This window comes from Sphingopyxis sp. Q841 (assembly GCF_052384365.1).
Taxonomy (GTDB): Bacteria; Pseudomonadota; Alphaproteobacteria; order Sphingomonadales; family Sphingomonadaceae; genus Sphingopyxis; species Sphingopyxis terrae_A.
Genome location: NZ_JBQSUM010000001.1, coordinates 1,698,159 through 1,724,121, shown reverse-complemented (window position 1 = coordinate 1,724,121; position 25,963 = coordinate 1,698,159). Strand labels below are relative to the sequence as shown.

28 protein-coding genes are annotated in these 25,963 nt (G+C 66.6%); 21 read left to right on the top strand and 7 right to left on the bottom strand.

The annotated features are described in order from the left end of the window. The first annotated feature begins 59 nt into the window (after positions 1-59). The 3 genes from tsaD to ACT17R_RS08540 all read left to right on the top strand — a co-directional run bounded on the left by tsaD (position 60) and on the right by ACT17R_RS08540 (position 3,731). Complete coding sequence (gene tsaD / locus ACT17R_RS08550) at positions 60-1,094, top strand: tRNA (adenosine(37)-N6)-threonylcarbamoyltransferase complex transferase subunit TsaD (protein ID WP_263587981.1); 1,035 nt, start codon at positions 60-62, stop codon at positions 1,092-1,094. Beyond that, positions 1,091-2,098 carry an NAD(P)H-dependent glycerol-3-phosphate dehydrogenase gene (locus tag ACT17R_RS08545; protein WP_444809266.1) on the top strand — a complete coding sequence of 336 codons (1,008 nt, stop codon included), beginning with the start codon at positions 1,091-1,093 and terminating at the stop codon, positions 2,096-2,098. The genes tsaD and ACT17R_RS08545 overlap by 4 nt, the downstream gene beginning before the upstream one ends. Before the next feature lie 94 nt (positions 2,099-2,192). Next, positions 2,193-3,731 carry a lipopolysaccharide biosynthesis protein gene (locus ACT17R_RS08540; protein ID WP_062901353.1) on the top strand — a complete coding sequence of 513 codons (1,539 nt, stop codon included), beginning with the start codon at positions 2,193-2,195 and terminating at the stop codon, positions 3,729-3,731. An 8-nt stretch (positions 3,732-3,739) separates the two neighbouring features. Here the strand turns inward: ACT17R_RS08540 and ACT17R_RS08535 are convergent, their stop codons facing one another. After that, positions 3,740-4,738 (bottom strand): adenosine kinase, encoded by a 999-nt coding sequence (locus ACT17R_RS08535; RefSeq protein WP_186401440.1) that lies wholly within the window; start codon positions 4,736-4,738, stop codon positions 3,740-3,742. A 109-nt stretch (positions 4,739-4,847) separates the two neighbouring features. On the opposite strand from ACT17R_RS08535, the gene ACT17R_RS08530 reads away from it, so the two are divergent. After that, complete coding sequence (locus ACT17R_RS08530; RefSeq protein WP_444809265.1) at positions 4,848-5,525, top strand: EI24 domain-containing protein; 678 nt, start codon at positions 4,848-4,850, stop codon at positions 5,523-5,525. Between the two features lie 12 nt (positions 5,526-5,537). Next, positions 5,538-5,918, top strand: coding sequence for a hypothetical protein (locus ACT17R_RS08525; protein ID WP_444809264.1), 381 nt, complete (start codon positions 5,538-5,540; stop codon positions 5,916-5,918). Between the two features lie 28 nt (positions 5,919-5,946). Here the strand turns inward: ACT17R_RS08525 and ACT17R_RS08520 are convergent, their stop codons facing one another. After that, the gene (locus ACT17R_RS08520) at positions 5,947-6,426 is read right to left on the bottom strand and encodes a MarR family winged helix-turn-helix transcriptional regulator (RefSeq protein WP_444809263.1); all 480 of its coding nucleotides are present in this window, start codon (positions 6,424-6,426) and stop codon (positions 5,947-5,949) included. A 193-nt stretch (positions 6,427-6,619) separates the two neighbouring features. Between ACT17R_RS08520 and ectA the strand changes: the two genes are divergently transcribed. The 8 genes from ectA to ACT17R_RS08480 all read left to right on the top strand — a co-directional run bounded on the left by ectA (position 6,620) and on the right by ACT17R_RS08480 (position 15,218). After that, a complete protein-coding gene (gene ectA / locus ACT17R_RS08515) occupies positions 6,620-7,207 on the top strand; it encodes a diaminobutyrate acetyltransferase (protein WP_318153212.1) in 588 nt (195 codons plus the stop codon). Positions 7,208-7,245: 38 nt separating this feature from the next. Continuing rightward, positions 7,246-8,550 (top strand): diaminobutyrate--2-oxoglutarate transaminase, encoded by a 1,305-nt coding sequence (ectB, locus tag ACT17R_RS08510; protein WP_062901358.1) that lies wholly within the window; start codon positions 7,246-7,248, stop codon positions 8,548-8,550. A gap of 16 nt (positions 8,551-8,566) precedes the next feature. Continuing rightward, on the top strand, positions 8,567-8,992 hold the full coding sequence (locus ACT17R_RS08505; protein ID WP_003042348.1) for an ectoine synthase: 426 nt from the start codon (positions 8,567-8,569) through the stop codon (positions 8,990-8,992). A gap of 25 nt (positions 8,993-9,017) precedes the next feature. Next, the gene (gene thpD / locus ACT17R_RS08500) at positions 9,018-9,938 is read left to right on the top strand and encodes an ectoine hydroxylase (protein WP_062901359.1); all 921 of its coding nucleotides are present in this window, start codon (positions 9,018-9,020) and stop codon (positions 9,936-9,938) included. Then, positions 9,935-11,395, top strand: a complete 1,461-nt coding sequence (locus tag ACT17R_RS08495) for an aspartate kinase (RefSeq protein WP_062901360.1) — start codon at positions 9,935-9,937, stop codon at positions 11,393-11,395. The genes thpD and ACT17R_RS08495 overlap by 4 nt, the downstream gene beginning before the upstream one ends. 23 nt (positions 11,396-11,418) lie before the next feature. Next, positions 11,419-12,657, top strand: coding sequence for an MFS transporter (locus ACT17R_RS08490; protein WP_186401443.1), 1,239 nt, complete (start codon positions 11,419-11,421; stop codon positions 12,655-12,657). Positions 12,658-12,664: 7 nt separating this feature from the next. Continuing rightward, entirely contained in the window at positions 12,665-13,996 is a 1,332-nt protein-coding gene (locus tag ACT17R_RS08485; RefSeq protein ID WP_062901362.1) for an MFS transporter, read from the top strand. A gap of 181 nt (positions 13,997-14,177) precedes the next feature. Further along, on the top strand, positions 14,178-15,218 hold the full coding sequence (locus tag ACT17R_RS08480) for a rod shape-determining protein (RefSeq protein ID WP_263587973.1): 1,041 nt from the start codon (positions 14,178-14,180) through the stop codon (positions 15,216-15,218). A gap of 150 nt (positions 15,219-15,368) precedes the next feature. Here the strand turns inward: ACT17R_RS08480 and rpmG are convergent, their stop codons facing one another. The 5 genes from rpmG to ACT17R_RS08455 form a co-directional block, all read right to left on the bottom strand. Next, positions 15,369-15,536 (bottom strand): 50S ribosomal protein L33, encoded by a 168-nt coding sequence (rpmG, locus tag ACT17R_RS08475; protein ID WP_003042331.1) that lies wholly within the window; start codon positions 15,534-15,536, stop codon positions 15,369-15,371. Between the two features lie 229 nt (positions 15,537-15,765). Next, the gene (locus ACT17R_RS08470) at positions 15,766-16,494 is read right to left on the bottom strand and encodes a TonB family protein (RefSeq protein ID WP_444809262.1); all 729 of its coding nucleotides are present in this window, start codon (positions 16,492-16,494) and stop codon (positions 15,766-15,768) included. Between the two features lie 128 nt (positions 16,495-16,622). Next, a complete protein-coding gene (gene gltX / locus ACT17R_RS08465) occupies positions 16,623-17,933 on the bottom strand; it encodes a glutamate--tRNA ligase (RefSeq protein WP_444809261.1) in 1,311 nt (436 codons plus the stop codon). A 35-nt stretch (positions 17,934-17,968) separates the two neighbouring features. Continuing rightward, positions 17,969-19,642, bottom strand: coding sequence for an NAD+ synthase (locus ACT17R_RS08460; RefSeq protein WP_062901366.1), 1,674 nt, complete (start codon positions 19,640-19,642; stop codon positions 17,969-17,971). Between the two features lie 31 nt (positions 19,643-19,673). Next, a complete protein-coding gene (locus ACT17R_RS08455; RefSeq protein WP_444809260.1) occupies positions 19,674-20,186 on the bottom strand; it encodes a DUF2306 domain-containing protein in 513 nt (170 codons plus the stop codon). Between the two features lie 176 nt (positions 20,187-20,362). Here ACT17R_RS08455 and ACT17R_RS08450 point away from each other — a divergent pair, with 176 nt between their 5' ends. The 8 genes from ACT17R_RS08450 to ACT17R_RS08415 form a co-directional block, all read left to right on the top strand. After that, a complete protein-coding gene (locus ACT17R_RS08450; protein WP_186401448.1) occupies positions 20,363-21,154 on the top strand; it encodes a LytTR family DNA-binding domain-containing protein in 792 nt (263 codons plus the stop codon). A gap of 82 nt (positions 21,155-21,236) precedes the next feature. Then, complete coding sequence (locus ACT17R_RS08445; protein ID WP_003042312.1) at positions 21,237-22,172, top strand: ribose-phosphate pyrophosphokinase; 936 nt, start codon at positions 21,237-21,239, stop codon at positions 22,170-22,172. Between the two features lie 4 nt (positions 22,173-22,176). Continuing rightward, a complete protein-coding gene (gene hisN / locus ACT17R_RS08440) occupies positions 22,177-22,959 on the top strand; it encodes a histidinol-phosphatase (RefSeq protein WP_444809259.1) in 783 nt (260 codons plus the stop codon). A 25-nt stretch (positions 22,960-22,984) separates the two neighbouring features. Next, the gene (locus tag ACT17R_RS08435; RefSeq protein ID WP_186401450.1) at positions 22,985-23,335 is read left to right on the top strand and encodes a GFA family protein; all 351 of its coding nucleotides are present in this window, start codon (positions 22,985-22,987) and stop codon (positions 23,333-23,335) included. Positions 23,336-23,481: 146 nt separating this feature from the next. Beyond that, the gene (rpmI, locus tag ACT17R_RS08430; protein WP_003042306.1) at positions 23,482-23,685 is read left to right on the top strand and encodes a 50S ribosomal protein L35; all 204 of its coding nucleotides are present in this window, start codon (positions 23,482-23,484) and stop codon (positions 23,683-23,685) included. Positions 23,686-23,699: 14 nt separating this feature from the next. Further along, the gene (gene rplT / locus ACT17R_RS08425; protein ID WP_062901371.1) at positions 23,700-24,065 is read left to right on the top strand and encodes a 50S ribosomal protein L20; all 366 of its coding nucleotides are present in this window, start codon (positions 23,700-23,702) and stop codon (positions 24,063-24,065) included. 326 nt (positions 24,066-24,391) lie between these two features. Then, positions 24,392-25,294, top strand: a complete 903-nt coding sequence (locus ACT17R_RS08420; RefSeq protein WP_444809258.1) for a helix-turn-helix domain-containing protein — start codon at positions 24,392-24,394, stop codon at positions 25,292-25,294. Positions 25,295-25,453: 159 nt separating this feature from the next. After that, positions 25,454-25,963 (top strand): tRNA ligase subunit PheS family protein (locus ACT17R_RS08415; protein ID WP_444809257.1); only part of this gene is annotated, 510 nt, incomplete at its 3' end.

The window sequence follows — 25,963 nt, the reverse complement described above, 5'->3', positions numbered from 1 at the left end:
GACTCGATTGTCCGCCGCTTGCCCCCGCCCCCCTGGCACGGGTAAGGGGGCGCAACATTATGTCTCTCATCCTTGGCCTCGAATCGAGCTGCGACGAAACCGCGGCAGCGCTCGTCACCGACGACCGGCGCATCCTCGCGCATCGGGTGGCGGGACAGGAGGCCGAGCACCGGCCCTATGGCGGCGTCGTTCCCGAAATCGCGGCGCGCGCGCATGTCGACCGCCTTGCCCCGATCGTCGAAGGCGTGCTCGCCGATGCCGGGGTGACACTCGCCGATGTCGATGCCATCGCCGCGACTGCCGGCCCCGGGCTGATCGGCGGCGTCATGGTCGGGCTGGTCACCGGCAAGGCGCTCGCCCATGCAGCGGGCAAGCCGCTGATCGCGGTCAACCATCTCGAAGGCCATGCGCTCAGCCCGCGGCTCGCCGACCCCGACCTTCGCTTTCCCTATCTGCTGCTGCTTGTCTCCGGCGGGCACTGCCAGCTTCTGCTCGTGCGCGGTGTCGACGATTATCGGCGGCTTGCCACCACGATCGACGACGCCGCGGGCGAGGCCTTCGACAAGACCGCAAAGCTGCTCGGGCTCGGCTATCCGGGCGGTCCGGCGGTCGAACGGCTTGCGGCGGACGGCGATCCGCATGCGGTGCCGCTCCCCCGCCCTCTGGTCGGTAGCGCCGAACCGCATTTCTCCTTCGCCGGTCTCAAGAGCGCGGTGGCGCGCGCGGTTGCATCGGGCGCGCACCGACCCGCAGACGTGGCCGCGTCGTTCCAGCAGGCGGTCGTCGACTGCCTGATCGATCGCAGCCGCATCGCACTCGCCGCCTGCCCCGAAGCCACCGCCTTCGTCGTCGCTGGCGGCGTCGCTGCCAATGGTGCGATCCGCGCCGCGCTCACCGGCCTTGCCGCCGCGTTCGACAAGTCCTTCGTCGCGCCGCCGCTGTGGCTCTGCACCGACAATGGCGCGATGATCGCCTGGGCGGGCGCCGAGCGCTTCGCCGCGGGGCTCAGCGATCCGCTCGACACTGCGGCGCGGCCGCGCTGGCCGCTCGATCCCGCAGCCGAAGCGGTTCGCGGCGCCGGAGTAAAGGCATGACGCGCGACAGCATGACGTCATTTGAAAAGTTCGGCGTCGTCGGCGGCGGCGCCTGGGGCACGGCACTCGCCCAGCTTCTCGCCGCCGAGGGGGCACCGGTGCGCCTGTGGGCCCGCGAGGAAGACGTCGTGGCGGCGATCAACGCCGAACATCGCAACCCGCTGTTCCTGCCCGGTGCGGCGCTGTCGCCTTCGCTCACGGCAACGAGCGACCTTGGCGCGCTGTCGGGGCTGGACGCGCTGCTCGTCGTCGTGCCGGTGCCCTATCTGCGCGCCGTGCTCGCGGCGCTGCCCGCAGGCGATGCGCCGCTGATCTTCTGCAGCAAGGGGATGGAGGCGGGCAGCTTTGACTTTCCGATCGACATCGCGCGCGAAATCTTTCCCGGCCGCGGCTTCGCCGTGCTGTCGGGGCCAACCTTCGCGCACGAGGTCGCAGCGGGGCTGCCGACCGCGATCACGCTCGCTGCCGAAAACCCCGCGCTCGCCGAGGCGCTCGCCCGCGCGCTCGCCCGCCCGCATTTTCGTCCTTATGTGTCGACTGACATGATCGGCGCCGAAATCGGCGGCGCGATCAAGAATGTCCTCGCCATCGCCTGCGGCATCGTCGACGGCGCCGGGCTGGGCCTCAACGCGCGCGCCGCGCTGATCAGCCGCGGCTTTGCGGAGATGACGCGCTTCGGACTCGCGCGCGGCGCGCAGGCCGAAACGCTCGCCGGACTTGCCGGGCTCGGGGATCTCGTCCTCACCTGCACCTCGTCCAATTCGCGCAATTTCGCGCTCGGCCAGGGGCTGGGGCGCGGCGAGAGCGCAGCGGCCCTGATGGCCGACCGCCGCACGGTCGCCGAAGGCGCGTTCAGCGCCCCGGTGATCGCCGCCGCTGCGCGCGCCGATGCGATCGACATGCCGATCACCGACGCGGTGGCGCGGCTCGTCGCGGGCGAAACGCGCGTTGCCGACGCCATTCAGGCCCTGCTCAGCCGCCCGCTGCGACCCGAGGGCCGATGATGCACCGCTGCCGATTGTCTGGATTGCCCGGATTGCCTCGCCCTTTTCCGCGCGCTAAACAGCGCACAGGGGAGCAGCAGAAGGGGCGCCAGGCTTGAGCCAGACGGACAGCGCAGCCGCGCCCCCTTCCGCATCCCCGGCCGCCGACCCGGCGGGGCAGGATGCCGACACCGCCGCGCTCGCGAGGGGCGGCCGCACCAATTTCTTCGGCTTTATCCTGCGCCTCGTCGCGCGCCTGCCCTTTCTCTATTTCGCCGGCCGCTGGTATGGCCCCGAAGCGGTCGGCCGCTTCGCCTTTGCCGTGCTCGTCATCGAGTTGATCGCGCAGCTTGCGACGCTCGGGCTCAAGCGGGGCCTCGCCGAACAGCTCAGCAAGCCGGGCGCCGATCATCGCCATATCGTGTGGGACGGCATGTTCGTCGCCTTCCTCGCCTCGGCGTTCGGCTCGGCGATTCTCTTCGCCTTTCCGCAGCTCATGTTCCCCTCGGGCGATATCGACGGCTGGGATCGCTGGGTGGCGATCACCGTCTTCGCGATCGCCGGTGCCGACATCGCACTCGCCGCCTGCGCCTATCGCTACGACATCGGCGCCACGGTGCGCGCGCGTTCGATCGTCGAACCTTGGGCGATCAGCGCCGCCGCCTTCGGCTTCGCCTTCTATTCGCTGCGCGACGGGTTGATCCTTTCCTACGCCGCCGCGATGATCGCGACCTTCTTCACCGCGCTCATTCCGATGATTCGCCACTATGGCGGCCCCGGTGTCTGGCGCCCGCATCCCGCGCAGCTCATCTCTCTCGCGCGCCGCAACGCGCCGCTCGCCGCCGCCGATGCGATCGAATGGGGGACGCGCCGGCTCGACCTGTTCATCCTCGGCCAGTTCACCTCGCCAGCGATCTACGGCATCTATTACATGGCGCAGCAGGTTGCCTCGCTGCCGCAGAAGCTCAAGACCAGCTTCGAGCCGATCCTCGGCCCCGTCATCACCCGCAATCTGGCCGAGAACCGCCTTGCCGCCGTCGCCGCGCAGGTCAGTCAGGTCGGTTTCTGGATCATCGCGGCGCAAGCAGGAATCGCGCTCGCGCTCGGCATTCCGGGCGAGGCGGTGATGGGCCTCGTCGGCCCGCAATTCGTCGAGGGCAATGTGGCGCTCGCCTTCCTGCTCGCAGCGGAGGTCGTGGCGGCGACGGCGGTGGTGAGCGAAGCCGCGCTCGTCTATGTCGCCCGCCACCGCAATCTGCTGATCAGCATCGCGACGCTTGCGCTGCAGGCGGTGCTCAGCGTCGCGCTGATCCTCACCGCCAAGTCGATGGGATTGCCGCCGATCGCCTATGCCGGAGCGGTCGCGCTCGCGCTGATGCTCGCGCTCGGCTTTGCTTCGGTGGTGAAGGCGCGGCTGCTTGCGCGTATCCTCGGCGCACCGGTCAACAGCCTGCGCTGGGCGCTCGTCTGGGCAACCGCTGGGGCCACGGTTCTCGGCTGGGGCGCGACACAGATGCCCGAATGGGCCGAGCTGCTGATCGGGGTCCCCTTCATCCTCGGCATCTATGCGTGGCTGATCTGGACGCGCGGCTTCGGCCCGGCCGACCGCGCGCTGTTCCGCAAGCAGCCTGAAACGGCCGCTCCGGCAAGCTGATCCGCGCGTCAGCCGAGCCGCGCGGCGACTTCGGCTTTGAGATCGGTCTGCGCGCGCGGGCCGACCTGCGCGATGATTTCGCGCGCACACACCGCACCCATCGTCAGGCAATCGGCGAGCGAGCGGCCCTCGGCCTGGCCCGCAAGGAACCCGGCGGCGAACAGGTCGCCGGCGCCCGTGGTGTCGACGACCGTCTCGATCGGCTCGGCGCCGACCGCAACGCGCTCACCGTTCGCGACCGCGATCGCGCCCTTTTCGCTGCGCGTCACGACGAGCAGCGGCACGCGCGGCGCGATCGCCGCGACGGCGGCTTCGAAGTCCTGCGTACCGGCGAGCGCGCAGATCTCGACCTCGTTGGCGAACAATATGTCGAACAGTCCCTCGCCGATCAGCGCGCGGAAATCATCGCCGTGGCGGTCGATGATGAAGGCGTCGGACAGGGTGAAGGCAACCTTGCGTCCGGCGCCGCGTGCGACGTCGATCGCGCGGCGCATCGCGGCGCGCGACAGCGGCGGATCCCACAGATAGCCCTCGAGATAGAGGATGTCGGCGTCGGCGATCCAGTCTTCGGCGATCATCGCCTGTTCGAGCAGATGGCTCGCTCCGAGGAAGGTGTTCATCGTCCGCTGGCCGTCGGGCGTGACGAGGATCAGGCAGCGCGCGGTCGGCGCGCCTTCCTTGAGCGCCGGGGTTTCATAGGCAACGCCGAGCGCGCGCAGGTCATGCGTGAAAACGCTGCCGAGCTGGTCGTCGGCAACCTGGCCGATGAAGGCGCAGCGGCGGCCGAGCGCCGCCATGCCGGCAAGCGTGTTCGCTGCCGATCCGCCCGACATTTCGATCGCCGGACCCATCGCCGCATACAGCCGCCCAGCCTCTTCGGCATCGATGAGTCGCATCGACCCTTTGGTCAGGCCCTCGGCCTCGATCAGTGCGTCGTCGGCGCGGGCAATGACATCGACGATCGCATTGCCGATCGCAACGACTTCGAAACGGGCGGTGGAGGCCATGAAAAATCCTGTGATGCGTGGGAAAATATGCCGCGCGCCTTAGGGGGCCGCGGGCGCCAAGGCAAGCGCGACGCTTGACGGCGCAGCGCCCGCCGCGCCATTCGGGGGCATGGCCCGCGCCGTCCAAGCCCTGTTCCTCGCCATCGGCGACCTGTCGAGCCCGCGGGTGCTGCGCATCCTGGCGATCAGCCTTGCCCTCACCCTGCTGCTGTTCGTTGGGGCGGGTGCGGCGCTTCTGGCTGGCGCGCGCTGGGCGCTCACGCATTGGCAGTGGCTGGGCGCGGCGGGGATCGACATGGCGAGCGTGCTGATCCTGCTGCTGCTGATCGCGGGGAGCTGGCTCCTGTTTCGCGCCGTCGCGATTGTCATCGTCGGGCTGTTCGCCGACGCCATCGTCGCCGATGTCGAGGGGCGCCACTATCCCGCCGCCGCGGCAGGCGCGGTCGATGTCGGCTGGCGGCAGTCGGTCGCCCTCGCGCTCGCATCGCTCGCGCGCCTGTTCCTTGGCAATCTTGCCGCGCTGCCCTTTTATGTCCTCCTCCTGGTGACGGGAATCGGCACGCCGATCCTCGCCCTTTTCGTCAACGCGATGCTGCTCGGCCGCGATCTCGAGGCGATGGTCCTCGCGCGCCATCCCGGCCGGCCACGGCTTGAGCGGAGCGCGCGCTGGTCGCTCGGCCTGCTGTCCGCCGCAAGCTTTCTGGTTCCCGTCGCCAATCTGTTGGCGCCCATCGCGAGCGCGGCTATGGCCGTCCACATGCTCCATCTGCGCCGGGCAGACAGATAAAGGGGGACCGGCTTGACCCGCACCACCAACATGGCCGCACTCGCGGGCCTTTCGCTGATGCTCGGCGGCTGCGCCGCCACCGCCGTGCCGCGCGTGGCGCCGCCACCGACAAGCCGCGCCCCGGCGCCGCTCAACCCGCCGCGGGTCACCCAGAATAATGCGCTCGTCGGGCGCGATGCCAACAGCGCATTGCGTCTGTTCGGCAAGCCGCGGCTCGACGTCAGCGAGGGCGCGGGTCGCAAGCTGCAATTCGCCGGTTCGGCATGCATATTGGATGTTTACTATTACGCCCAGCGCTCAGGCGCCGAGGCGCTCGCCACCCATGTCGACGCGCGCACCCCCGACGGGCGCGACGCGAATGTCGACAGCTGCATCGCCGCGCTGCGGCGGTAGGACAAAGATTGATCCGGAAATTGGCGCGCTAGGCGCGGTCGATCGCGCCGGTATCGAGTAAGGGCGCGGCGTCGATGTCGGCAGCGCCGAGCACGATCGCCAGCCGCTCGGCCGCGGCAAGGATCATCCCTTGTTCCCATGCCGGCAGCGCGGCGAAGCGGTCGGCGAATATCTGTTGCAGCATATCGGGCGCCTCGGCGACGCGGCGCTGACCCGCGTCGGTAGCGGTCAGCAGCATCTGCCGCTTGTCGCGCTCGCTTCGCGTTCGCGTCACCAGCTCCATTGCAACCAGCCGGTCGACGATGGCGGTGATCGTCGCGTGGCTGAATTGCAGGCGCTGTGCGACCTGCCCCGGCGTGGCGCCCTGCGCGCCCGCCACATCGCGCAGCACGAGCAGCTGCGACGGCGTCAGGCCGGTCGCCGCGCCCAGCTTGCGACTGCCCGCCTCGGTCGCACGCAGGATGCGCCGCAGCGCGCGCAGGGTGGCGTTGGCAATTTCGGACTCCATTCCGCCTTGTTAGCCGCGCCCGCAGTGGGCGCCAATTGCAAAGTCGACCTCGCTCTGTTGCGGAATTTTATTTCAGATCATGAAACATTACGGTCGCCGCGGGGTTGAACGAGGCGATGAGCACCCTATATTTCGCGGCATACCGGGCCGGATGGTCCGAATATGCGCTTGGCATTATTTCAGGAGATGAAAGATATTTGACCGGCCACAGGAACGGGACACGGCACCATCCACAAAGGAATCGCCGTCCGGCCGACCCGCCGCGTCGCTGCAATTTCGCAAGCCCGTTGCTACCGACGGGCCGGCGATCACCGCGCTGATCGCGGCCTGCCCGCCGCTCGACCGCAATTCGCGCTACTTCAATCTGATCCAGTGCACGCATTTCGCCGACAATTGCATCATCGCCGAACGCGGCGGCCGCATTCTCGGCTGGATTTCGGGGCATCGCCCGCCCGCCGAACCGAGCGCCTTCTTCGTCTGGCAGGTCGCGGTCGCGCCCGAAGGACGGGGCCAGGGGCTCGCCAGCCGGATGCTCGACGAACTGCTCATGCGGCCGGCTCAGGCGGGCGTGACACATGTTCTGGCGACGATCACCGCCGACAATGCGGCGTCGTGGGCGCTGTTCCACGGCCTTGCCCGGCGCCACGACACGACGCTCGACCGCAGCATCGTCTTCGAACGCGACGCCCATTTTGCGGGCGTCCATCCCAGCGAGTTTCAAGCCCGCATCGGGCCCTTCGCCATCGATACGACACCAACCGATACGACATCGCCTGAATGACTCAGGCACAATGACACAGGCAGAATAGGGGTATTCACATGATTATCGCACCCAAACCGTCCGGGTCCATTCCCGACCGGAGCATTTACGAACGCCGCGAATCGGTGGTCCGCAGCTACGCCCGCGCGATGCCGCGCCAATTCGGCAAGGCCGAAGGCGTATGGATGCACGACGATCAGGGCGGTCGCTATCTCGACTTCCTGTCGGGCTGTTCGACGCTCAACTATGGTCACAACCATCCGATTTTGAAGCAGGCGCTGCTCGATTATATCGCCGCCGACGGCATCGCCCACGGGCTCGACCTGCACACCGATGCCAAGGCCGCCTTTCTTGACACGTTCGAGGATGTGATCCTGAAGCCGCGCGCACTCGACTATCGCGTCATGTTCACGGGCCCGACCGGCACCAACGCGGTCGAGGCAGCGATCAAGCTCGCCCGCAAGGTGACGGGGCGCGAACTGGTTATCGCCTTCACCAACGGCTTTCACGGCATGACGCTCGGCGCGCTTGCCTGCACGGGCAATGCGGCCAAGCGCGGCGGCGCGGGCGTCCCGCTCGCCCATGTCGCGCACGAACCTTATGACGGCTATTTCGGCCCCGAGGTGGACACCGCCGAACTGCTCGACCAGCGGCTGGCCGATCCGTCGAGCGGCCTCGACGCGCCCGCCGCGATCCTGGTCGAAACGGTGCAGGGCGAAGGTGGCCTCAACGCTGCTTCGCCCGAATGGCTGCGCAAGATCGCCGAGATCGCGAAGCGCCACGGCGCGCTGCTGATCGTCGACGATATTCAGGCAGGCTGTGGCCGCACGGGAAGTTTCTTCAGCTTCGAGGAAATGGGCTTCACCCCCGACATCGTCACGCTTGCCAAATCGCTGTCGGGCATGGGCCTGCCCTTCGCGCTGACCCTTTTCCGCCCCGAGCTCGACCAATGGTCGCCCGGCGAACATAATGGGACGTTCCGCGGCAACAACCACGCTTTCGTCACTGCGACCGCCGCGCTCGGCCATTTCTGGAGCAGCGACGCTTTCGCCGACGATGTGCGCCGCCGCGGGGCGCTGCTCGAAGAGCGGCTTGCGCGCATCGCCGCCGAACATGGCTTCGAAACGCGCGGCCGCGGGATGATGCGCGGCATAAACGTCGGGTCGGGAGAACGCGCCGGGGCGATCACCGCCGCCTGCTTCGACGCCGGCCTCATCATCGAGACCAGCGGCGCGCACGACGAAATCGTCAAGGTGCTCGCGCCGCTCGTCATCGATGACGCCCTGCTCTCGGCAGGGCTCGACATTCTCGAAACCAAGATCCGCGAAGCGATGGCCGACGATTACGCCGTCGCCGCCGAATGAAGACAGGAGACCGACCATGATCATCCGCAATCTCGACCAGATCCGCAAATCCGACCGCAACGTCCGCTCGAACGGCTGGGCCAGTGCGCGCATGCTGCTCAAGGATGACGGGATGGGCTTTTCCTTCCACGTCACCACCATGTTCGCGGGCAGCGAGCTTAAAATGCATTATCAGAACCACCTCGAGGCGGTGTTCGTGCTCAAGGGCACGGGGACGATCGAGGACCTGGACAGCGGCGAAATCCATCGGCTCGAACCCGGCGTGATGTATGCGCTCGACAAGCACGACCGCCACATCGTGCGTCCCGAAACCGACATACTGACCGCCTGCGCCTTCAATCCGCCTGTCACGGGCAAGGAAGTGCATGACGCGAGCGGTGCCTATCCGGCCGAGGCCGACATGGCGAGCGAACCGGCGCGCGAGGCCGCGCCCGCAGAGTAAACCCATAGCAACAGGGGGAAGTCCCATGACCGACATCTACCCATCGCGTCACGCGGCCGCGCCAGAAATGCGGCCGCGGCTCGACCCGGTCGTCCGCAGCGCGTGGACACCCGACGCACCGATCAGCCGCGAGCAGGCGGAGGCCTTCGATCGCGACGGCTATCTGCTGCTTGAGAATCTTTTCGACGAAGAAGAAGTGACCTATTTGCAGCGCGCCGCAGGCAAGCTGCTCGCCGATCCCGACGCACTCGACGAGGAAACGATCGTCACCGAGCCGCAGAGCCGCGAAATCCGGTCGATCTTCGACATTCACAACCAGAGCGCGATCATGGCGCGGCTTGCTGCCGACGAGCGGCTGGCGGGGGTCGCGCGCTTCCTGCTTGGCGACGAGGTTTATATCCACCAGTCGCGCCTCAATTACAAACCCGGCTTCAAGGGCAAGGAATTCTACTGGCACAGCGATTTCGAAACCTGGCATGTCGAGGACGGCATGCCGCGGATGCGCGCGCTCTCGATGTCAGTTCTGCTCGCCGAGAACACGCCGCACAATGGCCCGCTGATGGTCATTCCGGGGTCGCATCGCACTTATCTGACGTGCGTCGGCGAAACCCCCGACGACCATTATCGCCAATCGCTGAAGCGCCAGGAATATGGCGTTCCCGACGAGGACAGCCTCGCCGAACTGGCGCATGATCACGGTATCGTTGCGCCGACGGGCGCGCCGGGAACCGTGATCCTGTTCGACTGCAATCTGATGCATGGGTCGAACGGCAACATCACCCCCTTCCCGCGCGCGAATGCCTTTCTCGTCTATAATGCGGTGAGCAATCGGCTCGAAAAGCCGTTCGGGGTCGACAAGCCGCGCCCCTGGTTCCTCGCGCATCGCGGCGCGCCCGAACCGCTCGCCATCGAGGCAGGCCCGCTGACCGAAAGGATTGCGGCATGACACAGGACGTCAAAAAGGGTGGACACAGCGTCGAAAAGATCGGCGGCACGTCGATGGCCGCGACCGCGACATTGTTCGACAATGTGCTGATCGCCGGCCGCTCGGGCGCTGATCTCTACAATCGCATTTTCGTGGTGTCGGCCTATGCCGGGATCACCAATCTGCTGCTCGAAGACAAGAAGACCGGCGAACCCGGCGTGTTCGGCCGCTTCGTCGCCGACGACGAGGACAGCGATGGCTGGCGCCGCGCGATGGAGGCGGTGCGCGGTGCGATGCGCGCGCGCAACGAAGCGATGTTCGCACGCCGCGAGAGCCGTGACGAGGCCGATGCCTTCGTCGACATGCGGCTCGACGCAGTCGCCGCCTGCCTCGATGATCTGGCACGGCTGCGCAGCCACGGCCGCTTCTGCGTCAAGGAACAGCTCGTCACCGCCCGCGAATTGCTCGCCGGGCTGGGCGAAGCGCATAGCGCCCACAGCACCGCGCTGCTCCTGCGTGATCGCGACGTCAACGCGCGCTTCATCGATCTGACCGCCTGGGATCAGGAGGATCTGCGCACGCTCGACGAGCGGGTCGCGGAGGCCTTTGCCGACATCGATCTGGCGACGACGCTGCCGATCGTCACCGGCTATGCCGGCTGCCAAGGCGGCATGGTGAAACGTTTTGCGCGCGGCTATACCGAAATGACCTTCTCGCGCATCGCGGTGCTGACCGGCGCGCGCGAGGCGATCATCCACAAGGAATTCCACCTTTCGAGCGCCGACCCCAAGCTGGTCGGCGAGGATAAAGCGCGCAAGATCGGTCGCACCAATTATGATGTCGCCGATCAGCTTGCCAATCTGGGCATGGAGGCGATCCATCCGGGCGCCGGACGCGGCCTCAGGCAGACCGACATTCCGCTGCGCGTGCGCAACACCTTCGACCGTGAAGATGGCGGCACGCTCGTCACCGGTACCTATGTCTCCGACGTGCCGCGGGTCGAGATCGTCACCGGCATCCGCCAGATGCAGGCGCTGCAATTCTTCGAACAGGATATGGTCGGGGTGAAGGGTTATGATTCCGCAATCCTCGACGTGCTGACGCGTCACGGCCTGTGGATCGTCAGCAAGGCGTCGAATGCCAACACCATCACCCACTATCTGTCGGCCAGCGCAGGCGCGGTGAAAAAGGTGATCGCCGATCTGCAAAAACAATATCCCGACGCCGCGATCTCGGCGCATCCGGTTGCAATGGTGTCGGTGATCGGCAGCGACATCGCGCGGCCGGGGCTGGTGCCCGATGCGCTGCGCGCGCTCGATGACGCCGGCGTCGCAATGATCGCGATGCAGCATCAGATCCGTAACGTCGATGTCCAGTTCATCGTCGAAAGCCGCGATTTCGATGCCGCAGTCCGCGCGCTGCACCGCACGCTGGTCGAAGAAGATGCCGGCGGGGCAGAAGGGCGCCGCGCCGCCTGACGCGCGGCACCCGCACCCTCCCGATGCTCGCGTCCCTCGCTCCCGTTCGCAGCCTGCTGCTCGCCATCTTTGTGATGATGGCGGGCAGCGGCTTCCTGTCGACGCTGATCGGCCTGCGGCTCGAGCGGGCGGGCAGCGACACGATCCTGATCGGGCTGGTCGCGACCGCCTATTTCGGCGGATTGACGCTCGGCGCCTTGCGCGCTGGCGCGATCGTCCGCCGCGTCGGACATATCCGCGCCTTTGCCGCCTTCGTCGCGCTGCTCTCGGCGAGCACGCTGACTTATGCGCTGGTCCAGCACCCGCTGCTGTGGGCCTTGCTGCGGCTGGTCGACGGCGTGTGCGTCGCAGGCATGTTCATCTGCGTCGAAAGCTGGCTCAACGACCGCGCCGAACCCGAGACGCGCGGCGGCATCCTCGCCGCCTATATGGTCGCCCTCTATTCGGGACAGGCCCTCGGACAGCTCTTCCTGAGCACCGGCGCGGCAACGCCGGCCGTGCCCTTCCAGATTGCCTCAATCCTCATTTCGCTCGCCATCCTGCCGGTTTGCCTCACGCGCAGCACCGCACCGACCTTGGGAGAAGCCGACAATCTTCCCCTGGCGCGGCTGTTTGCCGCCTCGCCGCTGGGGCTGGCGGGCGCGGCGATCACCGGGCTGATCCTTGGCGCCTTCTACGGCATGGCTGCGATCTATGCGCGCGGGATCGGCCTGGGTCTCGGCGCGATCGCCACCTTCATGATGACGGTGATTCTCGGCGGCGTGGCGCTGCAATGGCCGCTGGGACGCCTCTCCGACCGTTATGATCGCCGCCGCGTCATCATTACCTGCTTCGCGCTTGCACTGGCGGTGAGCGTGGCGCTCGCCGCCGCGCCCGGTGGGGGGCTGCTGCTGCTGTTCGGCGCGGCCTTCGGCGGGCTCAGCTTCGCGCTCTACCCGCTGTGCGTCGCGCACGCCAACGATCGCCTGCTCCCCGCCGAGCGGGTTAGCGCCAGCGGCCAGCTTGTGCTTCTCTATTCGGCCGGAGCCGCGCTGGGCCCGCTTGGCGCTGCCGCAGCGATGAACTGGGTGGGACCGGGCGGCCTGTTCCTGTTCATCGCGGCCTGCGCCGCGGCGATGCTGGGTTTCAGCCTGTGGCGGCTCGCCGCCACCGCGCCGGTGCCCGGTCCGGCGCAGCAGGATTTCCAGATGCTGCCCCGCACGACCCCGGTCGCGGCGCTGCTCGACCCCTCCGGCCCCGAAGCCGCCACCGCAAAGGATTAACTGACCCATGGACCGTTCGTCCCCGCTCCCCGCCGCCGGACAGCCCGCGCCGCTCCCCACCCAATCGACGCTGCGTCGCGCGATCGGGGCGTCGGCGCTCGGCAATGCGGTCGAATGGTTCGACTATGGCATTTACGCCTATGGCGTCACCTACATCTCGGCCGCGCTTTTCCCCGGCGAGGCGAGCGAGGCGGTGCTCTTCGCGCTCGCGACCTTCGCCATTTCCTTCCTTGTCCGCCCCCTCGGCGGACTGTTCTGGGGGCCGCTCGGCGACCGCATCGGCCGCAAGTCCGTGCTCGCGATGACGATCCTTATGATGGCGGGCGCGACCTTCGCCGTCGGCCTGATCCCATCCTATGACAGTATCGGCTTCTGGGCGCCCGCGATCCTCGTCCTGCTGCGGATGATCCAAGGTTTTTCGACCGGCGGCGAATATGGCGGCGCGGCGACTTTCATGGCCGAATATGCCCCCGACGCCCGGCGCGGCTTCTATGGCAGCTTCCTCGAATTCGGAACACTCGCGGGCTTTTCTTTCGGCGCCGCGCTGATGCTCGGCTATTCACTGCACCTTGGCGATGCGGCGATGCACGAATGGGGGTGGCGCATCCCCTTCCTTGTCGCCGGTCCGATCGGGTTGATCGGCATGTATGTCCGCTCGAAGATGGAGGATACGCCCATCTTTCTGGAGGCGCAGCAGTCGGCCGAAGACCGGCCCTCGCCCGGACTCGCCGCGCTGGGCAGGGATCACTGGCGGCCGCTGCTCGTCGTCGGCGGGCTCGTCGTCGCGCTGAACGTCGTCAATTATACACTGCTCAGCTATATGCCGACCTATCTCGAGCGGCGGATCGGCTTGGCGCCCGATCAGGCGCTGCTCGTTCCGATCATCGGGATGCTGTTCATGATGGTCTTTCTGCCCTTTGCGGGCGCGCTGTCGGACCGGGTCGGACGGCGGCCGATGTGGCGCTTTTCACTCCTCGCGTTGCTCGTCGCGGTCATCCCGCTCTATATGCTGATCGGCACGGGCTTCGCGGGGGCGGTCGCCGGCTTCCTGCTGCTCGGCCTGCTCTATGTGCCGCAGCTCGCGACAATCTCGGCAACCTTTCCCGCGCTCTTTCCCACCGCGGTGCGTTTTGCCGGCTTTGCGATCGCCTATAATATCTCGACGTCGATCTTCGGCGGCACCGCACCGATGGTCGGCAGCGCGCTGATCTCCGCGACCGGCGACCCGCTGATGCCTGCCTATTACATGATGGCGGCGTGTCTCGTCGGACTCGTCGCGCTTCATTACATGCCCGAAACCGCGGGCCGTTCGCTGCGCGACGACCCGTTCCGGCGCTAGAAACCGGCACAGTTCCGGCCCAGCTTATCGATCAGGCGTGCGAAACCCACGCTTTGGCTCGCACGGGCATTGACCTGGCGGGCACAGTTTTCCAAGCGGCGAACTATGGATTGAGCGAGCGAAGGCCGGGGGGCGGGGCGCTTGTATCGGATTCTGGAAGGATCGAGGTTTCGCCCCGCTTATGAAGATTTTCCAACGCTTCGCATCGCACGCACAAGATGTCGCGATCGATCTCGGCACGGTCAACACCGTCATCTATGTCCGCGGCCGCGGTATCGTGCTCAACGAACCATCGGTGATAGCGATCGAAACGCGCGACGGCGTGCGCCGCGTCAAGGCGGTCGGCGCCGATGCCAAGCTGATGATGGGCAAGACGCCCGCCAATCTCGATGCGCTGCGACCGCTGCGCGACGGCGTGATCGCCGACATCGATCTGGCCGAACAGATGATCAAGCATTTCATCGACAAGGCCCTCAACGGCACAAGTCGCTTGCGGCGACGCGGCCATGTCGTGGTGTGCGTGCCGTCGGGATCGACGCATGTCGAGCGGCGCGCGATCCGCGACGCGGCCTCCAACGCCGGCGCGAGCAGCGTTCAGTTGATCGAGGAACCGCTCGCCGCGGCGATCGGCGCCGGCTTGCCCGTCACCGAACCGCAGGGAACAATGGTTGTCGATATCGGCGGCGGCACCACCGAAGTGGCCGTGCTGTCGCTCGGCGGTGTCGCGCACAGCAGTTCGGTGCGCGTCGGCGGCGACAAGATGGACGACATGATCGCGTCGTATATCCGCCGCAAGCATAATATGATGATTGGCGAGATGACGGCCGAGCGCATCAAGCTCGCGATCGGCTCCGCCGTGCCGCCGCAGGGCGAAGGCGTCGTCATGGCCGTCAAAGGGCGCGATCTCGTCAGCGGCCGCCCGTCCGAAATCAGCGTCTCCGAAGCCGAAATCGCCGAAGCACTGGCCGAACCGGTGGGCCAGATCGTCAGCGCGGTAAAGGCGGCGCTGGAACGGACCCCGCCCGAATTGTCGGCCGATATCATCGATGCGGGGATCATGCTGACTGGCGGCGGCGCGCTGTTGCGCCGGATGGATCAGGCGATCTCGGCGGCGACCGGCCTGCCGGTGCTGGTCGCCGAAGATGCGCTGATCTGCGTTGCCATGGGCGCCGGACTGACGTTCGACGACCGGTCCTACAGCGGCATATTGATGGCCGCCTGATTTCCCTGGCCGCGCCGTCCTGCGGTGCGGGCGCTTTACGGCGCGCTGCTCGCGCACGCAAAAAGGGCGGCTCAGCGCCGCCCTTCGCAATCCCGACGATGCCGGGACAAGTCTTTGCGGACCCGCGTCATCGGGACGCGGGTAGCGCGCTTACTTGATCTTGGCTTCCTTGAACTCGACGTGCTTGCGCGCACGCGGGTCATATTTGCGCACCGACATCTTCTCGGTCATCGTGCGCGGGTTCTTCTTGGTGACATAGAAAAAGCCCGTGTCGGCGGTGCTCACCAGCTTGATCTTGACGGTCGTCGGCTTGGCCATGGCCCTGATCCTCGAACTATTGGCACATCCGCCGGATCGTCCGGCACATGTGGCGGGACTGGGGGCCCCGACGGTTGCTATGAAAAACAAAGAGGGCCGCGCGCGGGCGCCGCCCTCATTTATCCGGGCGCCATTGGCCGGATTCGCGGTCAATGTCAAGCAATCTGTGGTCAAAAAGGGGCGGGTCGATGGGGTGCGCCCGCCCCCGGGAGGGGTCTCGCGATGGGGGTCAGCCGTTGCGGATCTGGAAATGCACGACCATCACCTTCCAGCTTTCCTCAGCCACCCCGCCGCGGGTCGCCGGCTTGAAGCGCCATTTGGCGAGCGCGCGGCGTTTCGTTTCGGTGAAAAAGCCCGGGCTGTCGCTACTGATCAGTTCGACCGCCTTGACCCGGCCGTCGGTACCGATCAGCACGCGCACCTTCGCGCTGCCTTCGATCTCGCGCCGCTGCTCGCTTGCGGGATAATCGGGCTGAAAGCTGCCGGCAAAACGCTGGTCGAGTTCGGCCAGGACGAGCGGCGGCGGCTTGGGCGGATCGGCTGGCGGGACCGTCGTCGGGCCGGGATCATAAGGAAGCGGGTCGGGTATCACCGGCTTCACCTCGACCCCTCGGTCGGCCGGGGGAAATGTATCGACCAGCGGTCGCACCGCCTCGGTCGGCGCGTTGCTTCTGGGGCTGGGCTTGGCCTCGGGCTTCGCCTCGGGCGGTTTGGGCTTTTCGATTTCGATCAGCGTGCCGGTCAGCGGCGCGAGCACAGGCGCCTTTTCGATGATGATCGGCGACAATGCGACCGCAACGACGAGCGCCACCGGCAGGCCGACCGCGCAGGCGAACGCCACGGGCCGATGGCCCGCGCCGGGATCGTAGCTATTGCGGCGCGGCGGCGCGGCGCCGGCAACTGCGGTGGTCGCCTCGGGCGCCGATACGATCGCCGAGATCAGGGGAATCAGGGTCATGGCCTCTCTCCTTGCCTGTGACCGGTGCCGCCCGTTTCTGCCCGAGCTGTCTGCCGGATCAGTTTATGTGATAATATAACGTTACGGCAATTGTCAAGCGGCCAGATAGGAATGCGCCGGCGTCGCGTTCAAGAAATGGAGAGGCGCGCCACTGCCTGATCCTTGGCGATCAGCGGCAGCAGTTCGGCCATGTCGGGCCCATGGTCGCGGCCCGTCAGCGCGCGGCGCAGAGGCAGAAAGAGCGCCCGCCCCTTCGCCCCGGTCGCAGCCTTCACTGCGGCAGTGAGCGCGTGCCAGGGGTCGGCATCCCAATCGAGCGCTGCCGCCGCGGCCGCAGCGGCGGCAAGTACCGGGCGATCGGCGGCGTCGGGGACGGGCGGCGCGAACGGCCCGTCGAACACCGGAGCCCATTCCGCAGCCTCGGCCACGGTCATCAGATTGGGACGAATCGCGTTCCAGCGCGCGGCGTCGATCGCGAGCGGCAGGCGCGGCGCAACCGCATGATAATCAGTGTGGTGCAGAATCTTCTGGTTGAGCAGCGCCAGCTCGGCCTCGTCGAAGCGCGCCGGCGCGCGGCCGAAGCGCGCGAAGTCGATCGCTTCGATCAGCGGTGCCGCGCTCGTCACCGGCTCGACCGGGTCGCTCGTCCCGAGGCGCGCCAGCAGCGCGACGAGCGCGATCGGTTCGATACCATTCTCGCGCAGCGCTGTCATGCCGAGCGAGCCGAGGCGCTTCGACAACTTGCCTTCGGTGCCGACGAGCAGCGCCTCGTGCGCGAATGCGGGCGGCGTCGCGCCGAGCGCCTGAAACATCTGGATCTGCGCCGCGGTGTTCGACACATGATCCTCGCCGCGCACGACATGCGTGATACCCATGGCAACATCGTCGATCACGCTCGGCAAGAGATAGAGCCAGCTGCCGTCGGCGCGGCGCACGACCGGGTCGGACATGGTCCTGGGGTCGAAATGCTGCGGTCCGCGAATGAGGTCGGTCCATTCGATCGGCGCGCCCTCGTCGAGGCGGAAGCGCCAGTGCGGCGCCACGCCTTCGGGCACCGGCGCGTCGGCGGGCTTACGCTCATAGACCGGCGGCAGCCCGCGCGAGAGCAAAATCTTGCGCCGGATTTCCAGCTCCTCGGGCGTCTCGTAACAGGCATAGACGCGGCCCGCCGCCTTCAGCTTTTCAAACTCGGCCTCATAGAGCGCGAAGCGCGCCGACTGGCGCTCCTCGCCGTCGATATCGAGACCCAGCCATGCGAGATCGGCGCGGATGCCCTCGACATATTCCTCCTTCGAGCGTTCGAGATCGGTATCGTCGATGCGGAGCAGGAAGCGCCCGCCATGCTTGCGCGCCCACATCCAGTTGTGGAGCGCGGTGCGGACATTGCCGACGTGCAGGCTGCCGGTCGGCGAGGGAGCGAAGCGGGTGATGACGGTCATGGCGCGCCTATAACCGGTTTCGCGCGCGATGCGAGTCAGGCGGTGCGAAAGCCGTGCGTGATCGGATAGCGGCGGTCGCGGCCAAAGTTGCGCGTCGACAGCTTGACCCCCGGCGGCGCCTGGCGCCGCTTATATTCGGCGATCGCCAGCAGCCGTTCGATGCGCGCCACCACGTCGCGGTCGAAGCCGTAGCGCGCGACCACATCGTCGACGCTCGCTTCCTCTTCGACCAGCATGTGGAGCATGCGATCGAGATCCTCATAGGGCGGCAGGCTGTCCTCGTCCTTCTGGTCGGGGCGGAGCTCGGCGCTGGGCGGCTTGGTGATGATGCGGTCGGGCATCACTGGCGTCACCGGATTGCGCGAAAGGCGCGGGACATTCGCGTTGCGCCAGCGCGACACCGCGAACACCGTGGTCTTGTAGGCATCCTTCAGCGGATTATAGCCGCCCGCCATGTCGCCATAGATGGTCGCATAGCCGACGCTCATCTCGCTCTTGTTCCCCGTCGTCATCAGCATCGGGCCAAACTTGTTGCTGAGCGCCATCAGCGTGACGCCGCGGATGCGCGACTGGACATTCTCCTCGGTCGTATCGACCGCCGCGTCGGCAAAGCTGTCCGACAGCATCGTATCGAAGGCCTCGACCGCCGGGACGATCGAGATCGTGTCGAGCCGGCACCCGATCATGCCAGCGCAGCCCGCCGCATCGTCGAGGCTGTCCTGGCTGGTAAAGCGGCTCGGCAGCATCACGCACCACACCTTGTCGGGGCCGAGCGCGTCGGCGGCGATCGCGGCGCAGATCGCCGAATCTATGCCACCAGACAGGCCCAGCACGACGCCGGGAAAGCGATTACGCTCGACATAGTCGCGCAGCGACAGCACCATCGCATCATATATGTCGGCTGGATGCGCGTCCCATTCGGCGATCGCGCCGGGCCCGCAGATCCAACCATCAGCTTCTTTCGTCCAACGGGTCACGCGCTCTTCGGCTTCCCAGTCGGTGAGGCGATGCGCCGCGCGCCCGTCGCCGTTCAGCACGAAGGAGCAGCCGTCGAACACCAGCTCGTCCTGTCCTCCGATGCGATTGAGGAAAATGAGCGGCAGTTTCGTTTCGGCGACACGCGCTGCGAACACTTGTGTCAGCCGGCGGTCGTCCTTGTCGATTTCATAAGGGCTGCCGTTGACCGAGATCAGCAGATCCGCGCCCTGTGCTGCCAGATGCGCGCAGACCGTGGGAAACCAGCCGTCCTCGCAGATCGGCAGTCCCAGCCGAACCCCGCGCCATTCGACGACATCGGGCAGCGGGCCGGGTGCGAAGACGCGCTTTTCATCGAAGGTGCCATAATTGGGCAATTCGTGCTTGCGCCGCGTCGCGACGATCCGGCCGCCGTCGAGCAGCGCGACGATATTGTAGAGGCGGCCGTCGCCGTCGCGCTCGACCGAACCCACCAGCATCGCCGGACCGCCATCGGCAGTGTCCGCCGCCAGCTCGGTCAGCAGGCGCGCGGCGCGATCGGCGAGCGCGGGCTTGAGCACCAGATCCTCGGGCGGATAACCGATCAGTTGCAGTTCGGGATAGAGGATCAGGTCGGCGCCGCTGTGCCGAGCGCGGACGGCGCGCATCGCAGCGACATTGGCAGCAAGGTCGCCGACGCTCTGCGTCATCTGCGACAGGACGATGGACAGCGTGGCGGCGGGGGCATCGGTCATGCTCCCGCCAATAGGCCACCGCGCTCCAAATTCAACCGAAAGCCAGCGTCCACAGCGTCCGGCCCGGCGCCATCGCAAAGAAGCCCGCCGCGATCAGACCGATATAGATGCCCCGCATCAGCTTGAGGTGACGCTCGATGTCGCCGATCTGGGCGAACCGGATCGCCCGCGGCAGCTGGACGAGCACGATCAGCGAAAAGATGTGGATAGGACTGATCGTCCCGGTAACGGTCCGGATCCAGAAACTGTCGATCGCCGTCACGACCATCATCGCTGCCCAGGCGCGCCCGCCGATCTTGTGCGCCAGATCGCCCTTGCGGCGGCGCCAGAGCAGCCAGGCGCCAAGCGGCACCGCGGGGACGACAGTCGCAAGATGGAGCCAGATCGCCCACATCGGCGTACGATAGGTCGACGGCCCCATGAACGAGCGCGCCAGCAGCGCCGCAGCGATGCCGCCGAGAACGAGGAGCGCGGTCAGCCCGATGCGGTGCGACAATTTGACGGGACGACGCGCCGTGGCGGCGGGGACGGCGATGCTGGTCATGGCGGCTTTTCCTTTCGAAGACCGATCTGTTCCGGCGCTCTCGCCGGCGGTTGCCCTCTTCCTGGCCCCGCGCCGTTCACGGACAAGCGCGCCTTCGCCAAGGCGGCGGAATAGTTCGCAAATGCGCCCCTTTGCCCGTTGACGCTTCGTGAAATGGCACGCACAAGCAGGGCCCTATGGCGAAACGGCTGACGATCGAACTGCTGGCGATGATCGCGCTCGGCCTGTTGATCGGGCTACTCGGGCCGTTCGGCACCTTCAACAATCCGCCAGCCATCCGGATGCTCAACTGGGTGATGTGGCTGCTCGCGGGCTACGTCTTCTATCGTCCAACCGGGGTTGTTGCGGGCTGGCTGTGCGACGCGACCGGTCTTCCACCGCTTGGCGGGCGGCTGATCGCGCTGATCGTCGCCAGCGTTCCGGTGACGCTCGTCGTCACGATGATGGCGATGCAGATGAGCTTCGGCGAGGCGCTGCGCTGGCCCGGCTTCTGGACGATGTATCTCTATATCAGCATCGTCTCGGCGGTGGTCGTGGGCGTAATGGGGCTGAGCTTCCGTCCGCGCGCCGACGATGACCCGCCGCCCGCTCCCGAAACGCCGATCACAGCCCCGGCCGCAGCGCCGCCCGCAGCGCCACCGCCGACCCCCGTCGCACCGCAGCCCGATGCAGCGCTACCGCTGCCGCCCGGTTTCGGCGCCATACTCGCGCTGAAGGGCGAGGATCATTATGTCCGGGTAATCGGTACGCGATCGGAAGAACTTATCCTCATGCGGATGCGCGATGCGATCGCGCGGCTGGACGATGCCGACGGTCTGCGCATCCATCGCAGCTGGTGGGTCGCACGCGCCGCCGTCGCCGCCGTCCGCCGCGATGGTCGCACCGCGATGGTCACGCTGACAAGCGGCCATGAAGCGCCCGTTGCGCGCGACATGATGCCCGAGCTGCGCGCCGCGGGGTGGATTTAGACGGGATTGCCCCTTTCCCTTCGCGCGCCCGCTGGCTAAGGGGCGCGCATCCATCCCCAATCGGCGACAAGGGGCCCCGCGCATGAAACTGATTTCCGGCAACAGCAATCTTCCCCTCGCCCGCGCCATCGCGGACTATCTGGAACTGCCGCTGACCGATACCAGCGTGCGCCGCTTCGCCGACGAGGAGGTTTTCGTCGAGATCCACGAAAATGTCCGCGGTCAGGACGTTTTCGTGGTTCAGCCGACCAACTTCCCGGCGAACGACAATCTGATGGAATTGCTGATCATCACCGACGCGCTACGCCGCGCCTCGGCGAAACGCATCACCGCGGTGATCCCCTATTTCGGTTATGCCCGCCAAGACCGCAAACCCGGCCCGCGCACGCCGATTTCGGCCAAGCTGGTCGCCAATCTCGTCACCACGGCAGGGGCCGACCGCGTGTTGGCAATCGACCTGCACGCCGGACAGATCCAGGGCTTCTTCGACATCCCGACCGACAATCTCTACGCCGCGCCGGTGATGAGCGCCGACATCCAGGCGCGCTTCGGCGACAAGAATCTTATGGTCGTGTCGCCCGACGTCGGCGGCGTCGTGCGCGCCCGCGCGCTGGCAAAGCGGCTCGACAACGCGCCGCTGGCGATCGTCGACAAGCGCCGCGAACGCGCCGGCGAATCCGAAGTGATGAACATCATCGGCGACGTCGAAGGGCGCTTCTGCGTCCTGATCGACGATATCGTCGATTCGGCGGGCACGCTGTGCAACGCCGCCGCCGCGCTGAAGGCCGCAGGGGCAGAAGGCGTCGTCGCTTATTGCACCCATGGGGTGCTGTCTGGCGGGGCGGTCGCGCGCGTCGATGCGAGCGAGCTGACTGAACTCGTCATCACCGATTCGATCCAGCCGACCGACGCCGTGAATGACAGCAGCAAGGTGCGCGCGCTGACCGTCGCGCCGCTGCTCGGCGAAGCGATCAAACGCATCGCCGACGAAAGCTCGGTCAGCAGCCTCTTCGACTGATCGCGTGTCGCTCGAAACCGACATTGCCCTTGCTCATCGCCTCGCCGATGCGGCGGGCGCCGCGATTCGTCCGCTTTTCCGTTCGGACTGGTCGCACGAAGCCAAGGCTGACGCGTCGCCCGTTACCGAGGCCGATCGCGCCGCCGAAGCTGCAATGCGCAAACTGCTGGACGCCGAAGCTCCGCGCGACGGGATCATCGGCGAGGAATATGGCGCCGAACGGGCGGGCGCCGCGCGCCAGTGGGTGCTCGACCCGATCGACGGGACGGTCAGCTTCATGGCCGGCCGGCCGATCTTCGGCACGCTGATTGCCCTGTTGCAGGACGGCTGGCCTGTACTCGGTATCATCGACCAGCCGATTGCGGGCGAACGCTGGACCGGCGCGATGGGCGAGCCTTCGCTGTTCAACGGCCGCCCGGCCACGACGCGAACCTGCCGCAACCTTGCAGAGGCGGTGCTCGCAACGACGGGGCCGCAATATTTCAGCGACCATGACGGCGAACATTTCATGGCGCTCGCGGCGCAGACCGCGCACAAGCGGATGGTGTTCGGCGGCGACTGCTACAATTACGGCCTTCTCGCCAGCGGGCATATCGATCTGGTGGTCGAGGCGGGGCTGAAACTTCACGATTATGCAGCGCTCGTTCCCATCGTCGAAGGCGCCGGCGGGACGATGTGCGACTGGAACGGTGACCCGCTCCACGCCGACAGCAGCGGGCATGTGATTGCCTTGGGGGATCCCGCGCGGCTCGAAGATGTTATCGAGGGACTGGCCTGCCACCATTAGAGCCGGGCTTGCGAAGGAGAGCGACATGGCATTCGATGGAAGCTGCCATTGCGGCGCGGTGACCTACACGATTGATGGCGACATTCCCACCACGGCGATGAGCTGCAACTGTTCGCACTGCCGCCGCAAGGGCTTTCTGCTCGCTTTCGTGCCGATAGACCAGTTCCGCCTGACGAGCGGCGGAGACAGGCTGACGTCCTATAAATTCAACAAGCACAATATCGATCATCAATTCTGCGTGTCATGCGGCTGCCAAGGGTTTTCGGTCGGAACGGGCCCGGACGGGTCGAAGATGGCAGCGGTCAACCTGCGCTGCGTTCCGGATGCCGATCTCGATTCGCTGACAATCCAGAAAGTCGACGGCGCGAGCTTCTAGCGCTCGCAATGACGGTTTTGCGTGCCGCGCTTGCATTTCCGCGCGAATCCGTCTAGGCGCGCGCCTTCGCACGATAGTGAGCTGACCTGCCTGGCTGAAAGGGCTGCCAGGGCCGGTCGATATCGTCGCTAACCAAGGAGACGAAAATGCCCAAGCTGAAGACCAAGAGCGGTGTGAAGAAGCGCTTCAAATTCACCGCCTCGGGCAAGGTGAAGCACGGCGTTGCCGGCAAGCGCCACCGCCTGATTTCGCACAATAGCAAATATATCCGCACCAATCGCGGCACCAGCGTGCTCAGCGATGCCGATGCGGGCCATGTGCGCCTCTGGGCGCCCTACGGCCTGAAGTAAGGAGCGCCTGAACCATGTCCCGTATCAAACGCGGCACCACCACGCGCGCCAAGCACAACCGCATTCTGGCGCAGGCGAAGGGCTATTACGGCCGTCGCAAGAACACCATCCGCGTCGCCAAGCAGGCGGTCGAGAAGGCCGGCCAGTACGCCTATCGCGACCGCAAGGTGAAGAAGCGGAACTTCCGCGCCCTGTGGATCCAGCGCATCAACGCTGCGGTTCGCGCCGAAGGCCTGACCTATTCGCAGTTCATGCACGGCGTTAAGCTTGCCGGTATCGAACTCGACCGCAAGGTCATGGCCGATCTCGCGATGAACGAAGGCGGTGTCTTCACCGCCATCATCGCGCAGGCGAAGGCGGCGCTGCCCAAGGCCGCCTGAGGCCGCCGGCACTGACGAGACAAAGGGGCGGTCCCGCAAGGGGCCGCCCTTTTTCGTGCGCGGCTAACGGCGGGGTGAACAGGATTTCCAAAGAGAGACGGCGCGGAGCCCGCAAGCTCCGCGCCGTCTCGACGATGACCCGAATGGATGCATCGCCCCCCTCCCTCCGTACCGAATAGCCGTGGGTCGCAGATAAGCTGACGGCCGGTGGAAGTATCCCTGTGCAGCGAGATATGGCGCCGCATCACCGGGAAAAATTGTAAAAATCCGACAGGCGGACCGCCTAGCCTGTTGTTTTTTTTCGCCTCGCTTTGCAGGGTGGCGCCATGCCGGGGACCAGGGCGAACCAGAAGCTGCCGCAAGATGTGCGCGTCGCCACGCGCTTTTTTCCCGTGTCAGAGGCCCTGCGCCCCTATTGCAGCATCATCTACCACATCGAGGTCGAAGCCCCGGCGAGCGTACGCATCGACGATTATCTGCACCCCGAATGGGCCAATCTGCGTTTTATCGCCGGAAGTGTACTGCTCGCGTCGGTCGGCAGCGATGCGCCGAGCGCCACCGCGCCCTTCATAGCGACAGGTCCGACAAGCCGCGCGACCTTCTTTTCGTGCGGCGCGATGCGGGCCTGGGGGATTGGCATTTTGCCTACAGGTTGGGCGAAATTCTTCGACATTCCGGCCGATTCGATGGCCGATCGCTTTTGCGACGGCGCGGCGCACCCCGCCTTCGCGGCGCTCGCCCCCCTGCTCGACGAACTTGCCGCTATTGAGGATCTTGAAGTTGGCGCGGCGCTGATCGACGGGCGCTTTGCCGCCATGCTTGCGAGCGCGCCGCGCGACGATCCCGCGATCGCCGCCGCCTATGCCGCGCTTATGGATGACGATCTTGGCAGTGTGGCCGATCTGGCGAACAAGCTGGGAATGTCCGAACGCTCGGTCGAGCGGCTCAGCCAGCGCGCCTTCGGCTTTTCGCCGAAGCTGCTGCTGCGCCGCCAGCGCTTCCTGCGCAGCCTTGCCCGCTTCATGCTCGACCCCTCGATGGCGTGGATCGATACGCTCGATTATCACTATTACGATCAGGCGCAGTTCACCCGCGACTTCAAGGCTTTCATGGGCATCGGCCCGCGCGACTATGCGGCGCGGCCCAAACCCATCCTCGGCGCCGCCGCGATGGCGCGCGCCGCCGCCGCAGGTGCGGCGGTTCAGGGACTGCACAAGCCCGGAGGCTGAACCGCCTGCCCCCGCGCTTCGGGGTTGACCCGCGCGCGTCCTTCGGTGCAAGCGGCGACGGGGCAATGGCAGGCTTTGCGCCGCCGCAGGCCGGACAGAAACAGGCTAAAGACGGTCGCGCGCGAACCGGTGCGCGGCCGCCGCAGGACGAAAAAGACGATGAGCGATTATCAGGCCATGCAGGCCAAGCTGGTGGCCGAGATCGACGCCGCCGCCGACCTTGACGCGGTTGAGGCGCTGCGCGTCGCGGCGCTTGGCAAGGCGGGCAGCGTGTCGGCCCTGCTCAAGACGCTGGGCGGCATGACCCCCGACGAACGCCAGACGCAGGGGCCGCAGATCCACGCGCTGCGCGAAGCCGTCACCAACGCGCTCGCCGCGCGCAAGGTCGCGCTCGAAGGCGCGGCGCTCGAGGCGAAGCTCGCCGCCGAGCGTCTCGACATGACGCTGCCTGCCGACGCCGCCCCCAAAGGCAGCGTCCATCCGGTTAGCCAGGTCATGGACGAAATCGCCGAAATATTCGCCGACATGGGCTTTGCGGTCGCGACGGGGCCCGAGATCGAGGACGACTGGCGCAATTTCACCGCACTCAACATCCCCGAAACGCACCCCGCGCGCGCGATGCATGACACCTTCTATTTCCCCGACAAGGATGCCGAAGGCCGCGCGATG

Excerpts from the sequence above, each read along its gene's own strand:
- ACT17R_RS08505 (WP_003042348.1), top strand. The coding sequence starts at position 8,567 with ATGATCATCCGCAATCTCGACCAGATCCGCAAATCCGACCGCAACGTC.
- gltX (WP_444809261.1), bottom strand. The coding sequence starts at position 17,933 with ATGACCGTCATCACCCGCTTCGCTCCCTCGCCGACCGGCAGCCTGCAC.
- ACT17R_RS08470 (WP_444809262.1), bottom strand. The coding sequence starts at position 16,494 with ATGACCCTGATTCCCCTGATCTCGGCGATCGTATCGGCGCCCGAGGCG.
- ACT17R_RS08485 (WP_062901362.1), top strand. The coding sequence starts at position 12,665 with ATGGACCGTTCGTCCCCGCTCCCCGCCGCCGGACAGCCCGCGCCGCTC.
- rplT (WP_062901371.1), top strand. The coding sequence starts at position 23,700 with ATGTCCCGTATCAAACGCGGCACCACCACGCGCGCCAAGCACAACCGC.
- ACT17R_RS08450 (WP_186401448.1), top strand. The coding sequence starts at position 20,363 with ATGGCGAAACGGCTGACGATCGAACTGCTGGCGATGATCGCGCTCGGC.
- thpD (WP_062901359.1), top strand. The coding sequence starts at position 9,018 with ATGACCGACATCTACCCATCGCGTCACGCGGCCGCGCCAGAAATGCGG.
- ACT17R_RS08435 (WP_186401450.1), top strand. The coding sequence starts at position 22,985 with ATGGCATTCGATGGAAGCTGCCATTGCGGCGCGGTGACCTACACGATT.
- ACT17R_RS08480 (WP_263587973.1), top strand. The coding sequence starts at position 14,178 with ATGAAGATTTTCCAACGCTTCGCATCGCACGCACAAGATGTCGCGATC.
- ACT17R_RS08445 (WP_003042312.1), top strand. The coding sequence starts at position 21,237 with ATGAAACTGATTTCCGGCAACAGCAATCTTCCCCTCGCCCGCGCCATC.
- ACT17R_RS08490 (WP_186401443.1), top strand. The coding sequence starts at position 11,419 with ATGCTCGCGTCCCTCGCTCCCGTTCGCAGCCTGCTGCTCGCCATCTTT.
- ACT17R_RS08530 (WP_444809265.1), top strand. The coding sequence starts at position 4,848 with ATGGCCCGCGCCGTCCAAGCCCTGTTCCTCGCCATCGGCGACCTGTCG.
- rpmG (WP_003042331.1), bottom strand. The coding sequence starts at position 15,536 with ATGGCCAAGCCGACGACCGTCAAGATCAAGCTGGTGAGCACCGCCGAC.
- rpmI (WP_003042306.1), top strand. The coding sequence starts at position 23,482 with ATGCCCAAGCTGAAGACCAAGAGCGGTGTGAAGAAGCGCTTCAAATTC.
- ACT17R_RS08460 (WP_062901366.1), bottom strand. The coding sequence starts at position 19,642 with ATGACCGATGCCCCCGCCGCCACGCTGTCCATCGTCCTGTCGCAGATG.
- ACT17R_RS08545 (WP_444809266.1), top strand. The coding sequence starts at position 1,091 with ATGACGCGCGACAGCATGACGTCATTTGAAAAGTTCGGCGTCGTCGGC.
- ACT17R_RS08455 (WP_444809260.1), bottom strand. The coding sequence starts at position 20,186 with ATGACCAGCATCGCCGTCCCCGCCGCCACGGCGCGTCGTCCCGTCAAA.
- ectB (WP_062901358.1), top strand. The coding sequence starts at position 7,246 with ATGATTATCGCACCCAAACCGTCCGGGTCCATTCCCGACCGGAGCATT.
- ACT17R_RS08420 (WP_444809258.1), top strand. The coding sequence starts at position 24,392 with ATGCCGGGGACCAGGGCGAACCAGAAGCTGCCGCAAGATGTGCGCGTC.
- tsaD (WP_263587981.1), top strand. The coding sequence starts at position 60 with ATGTCTCTCATCCTTGGCCTCGAATCGAGCTGCGACGAAACCGCGGCA.
- ACT17R_RS08535 (WP_186401440.1), bottom strand. The coding sequence starts at position 4,738 with ATGGCCTCCACCGCCCGTTTCGAAGTCGTTGCGATCGGCAATGCGATC.
- ACT17R_RS08520 (WP_444809263.1), bottom strand. The coding sequence starts at position 6,426 with ATGGAGTCCGAAATTGCCAACGCCACCCTGCGCGCGCTGCGGCGCATC.
- ACT17R_RS08495 (WP_062901360.1), top strand. The coding sequence starts at position 9,935 with ATGACACAGGACGTCAAAAAGGGTGGACACAGCGTCGAAAAGATCGGC.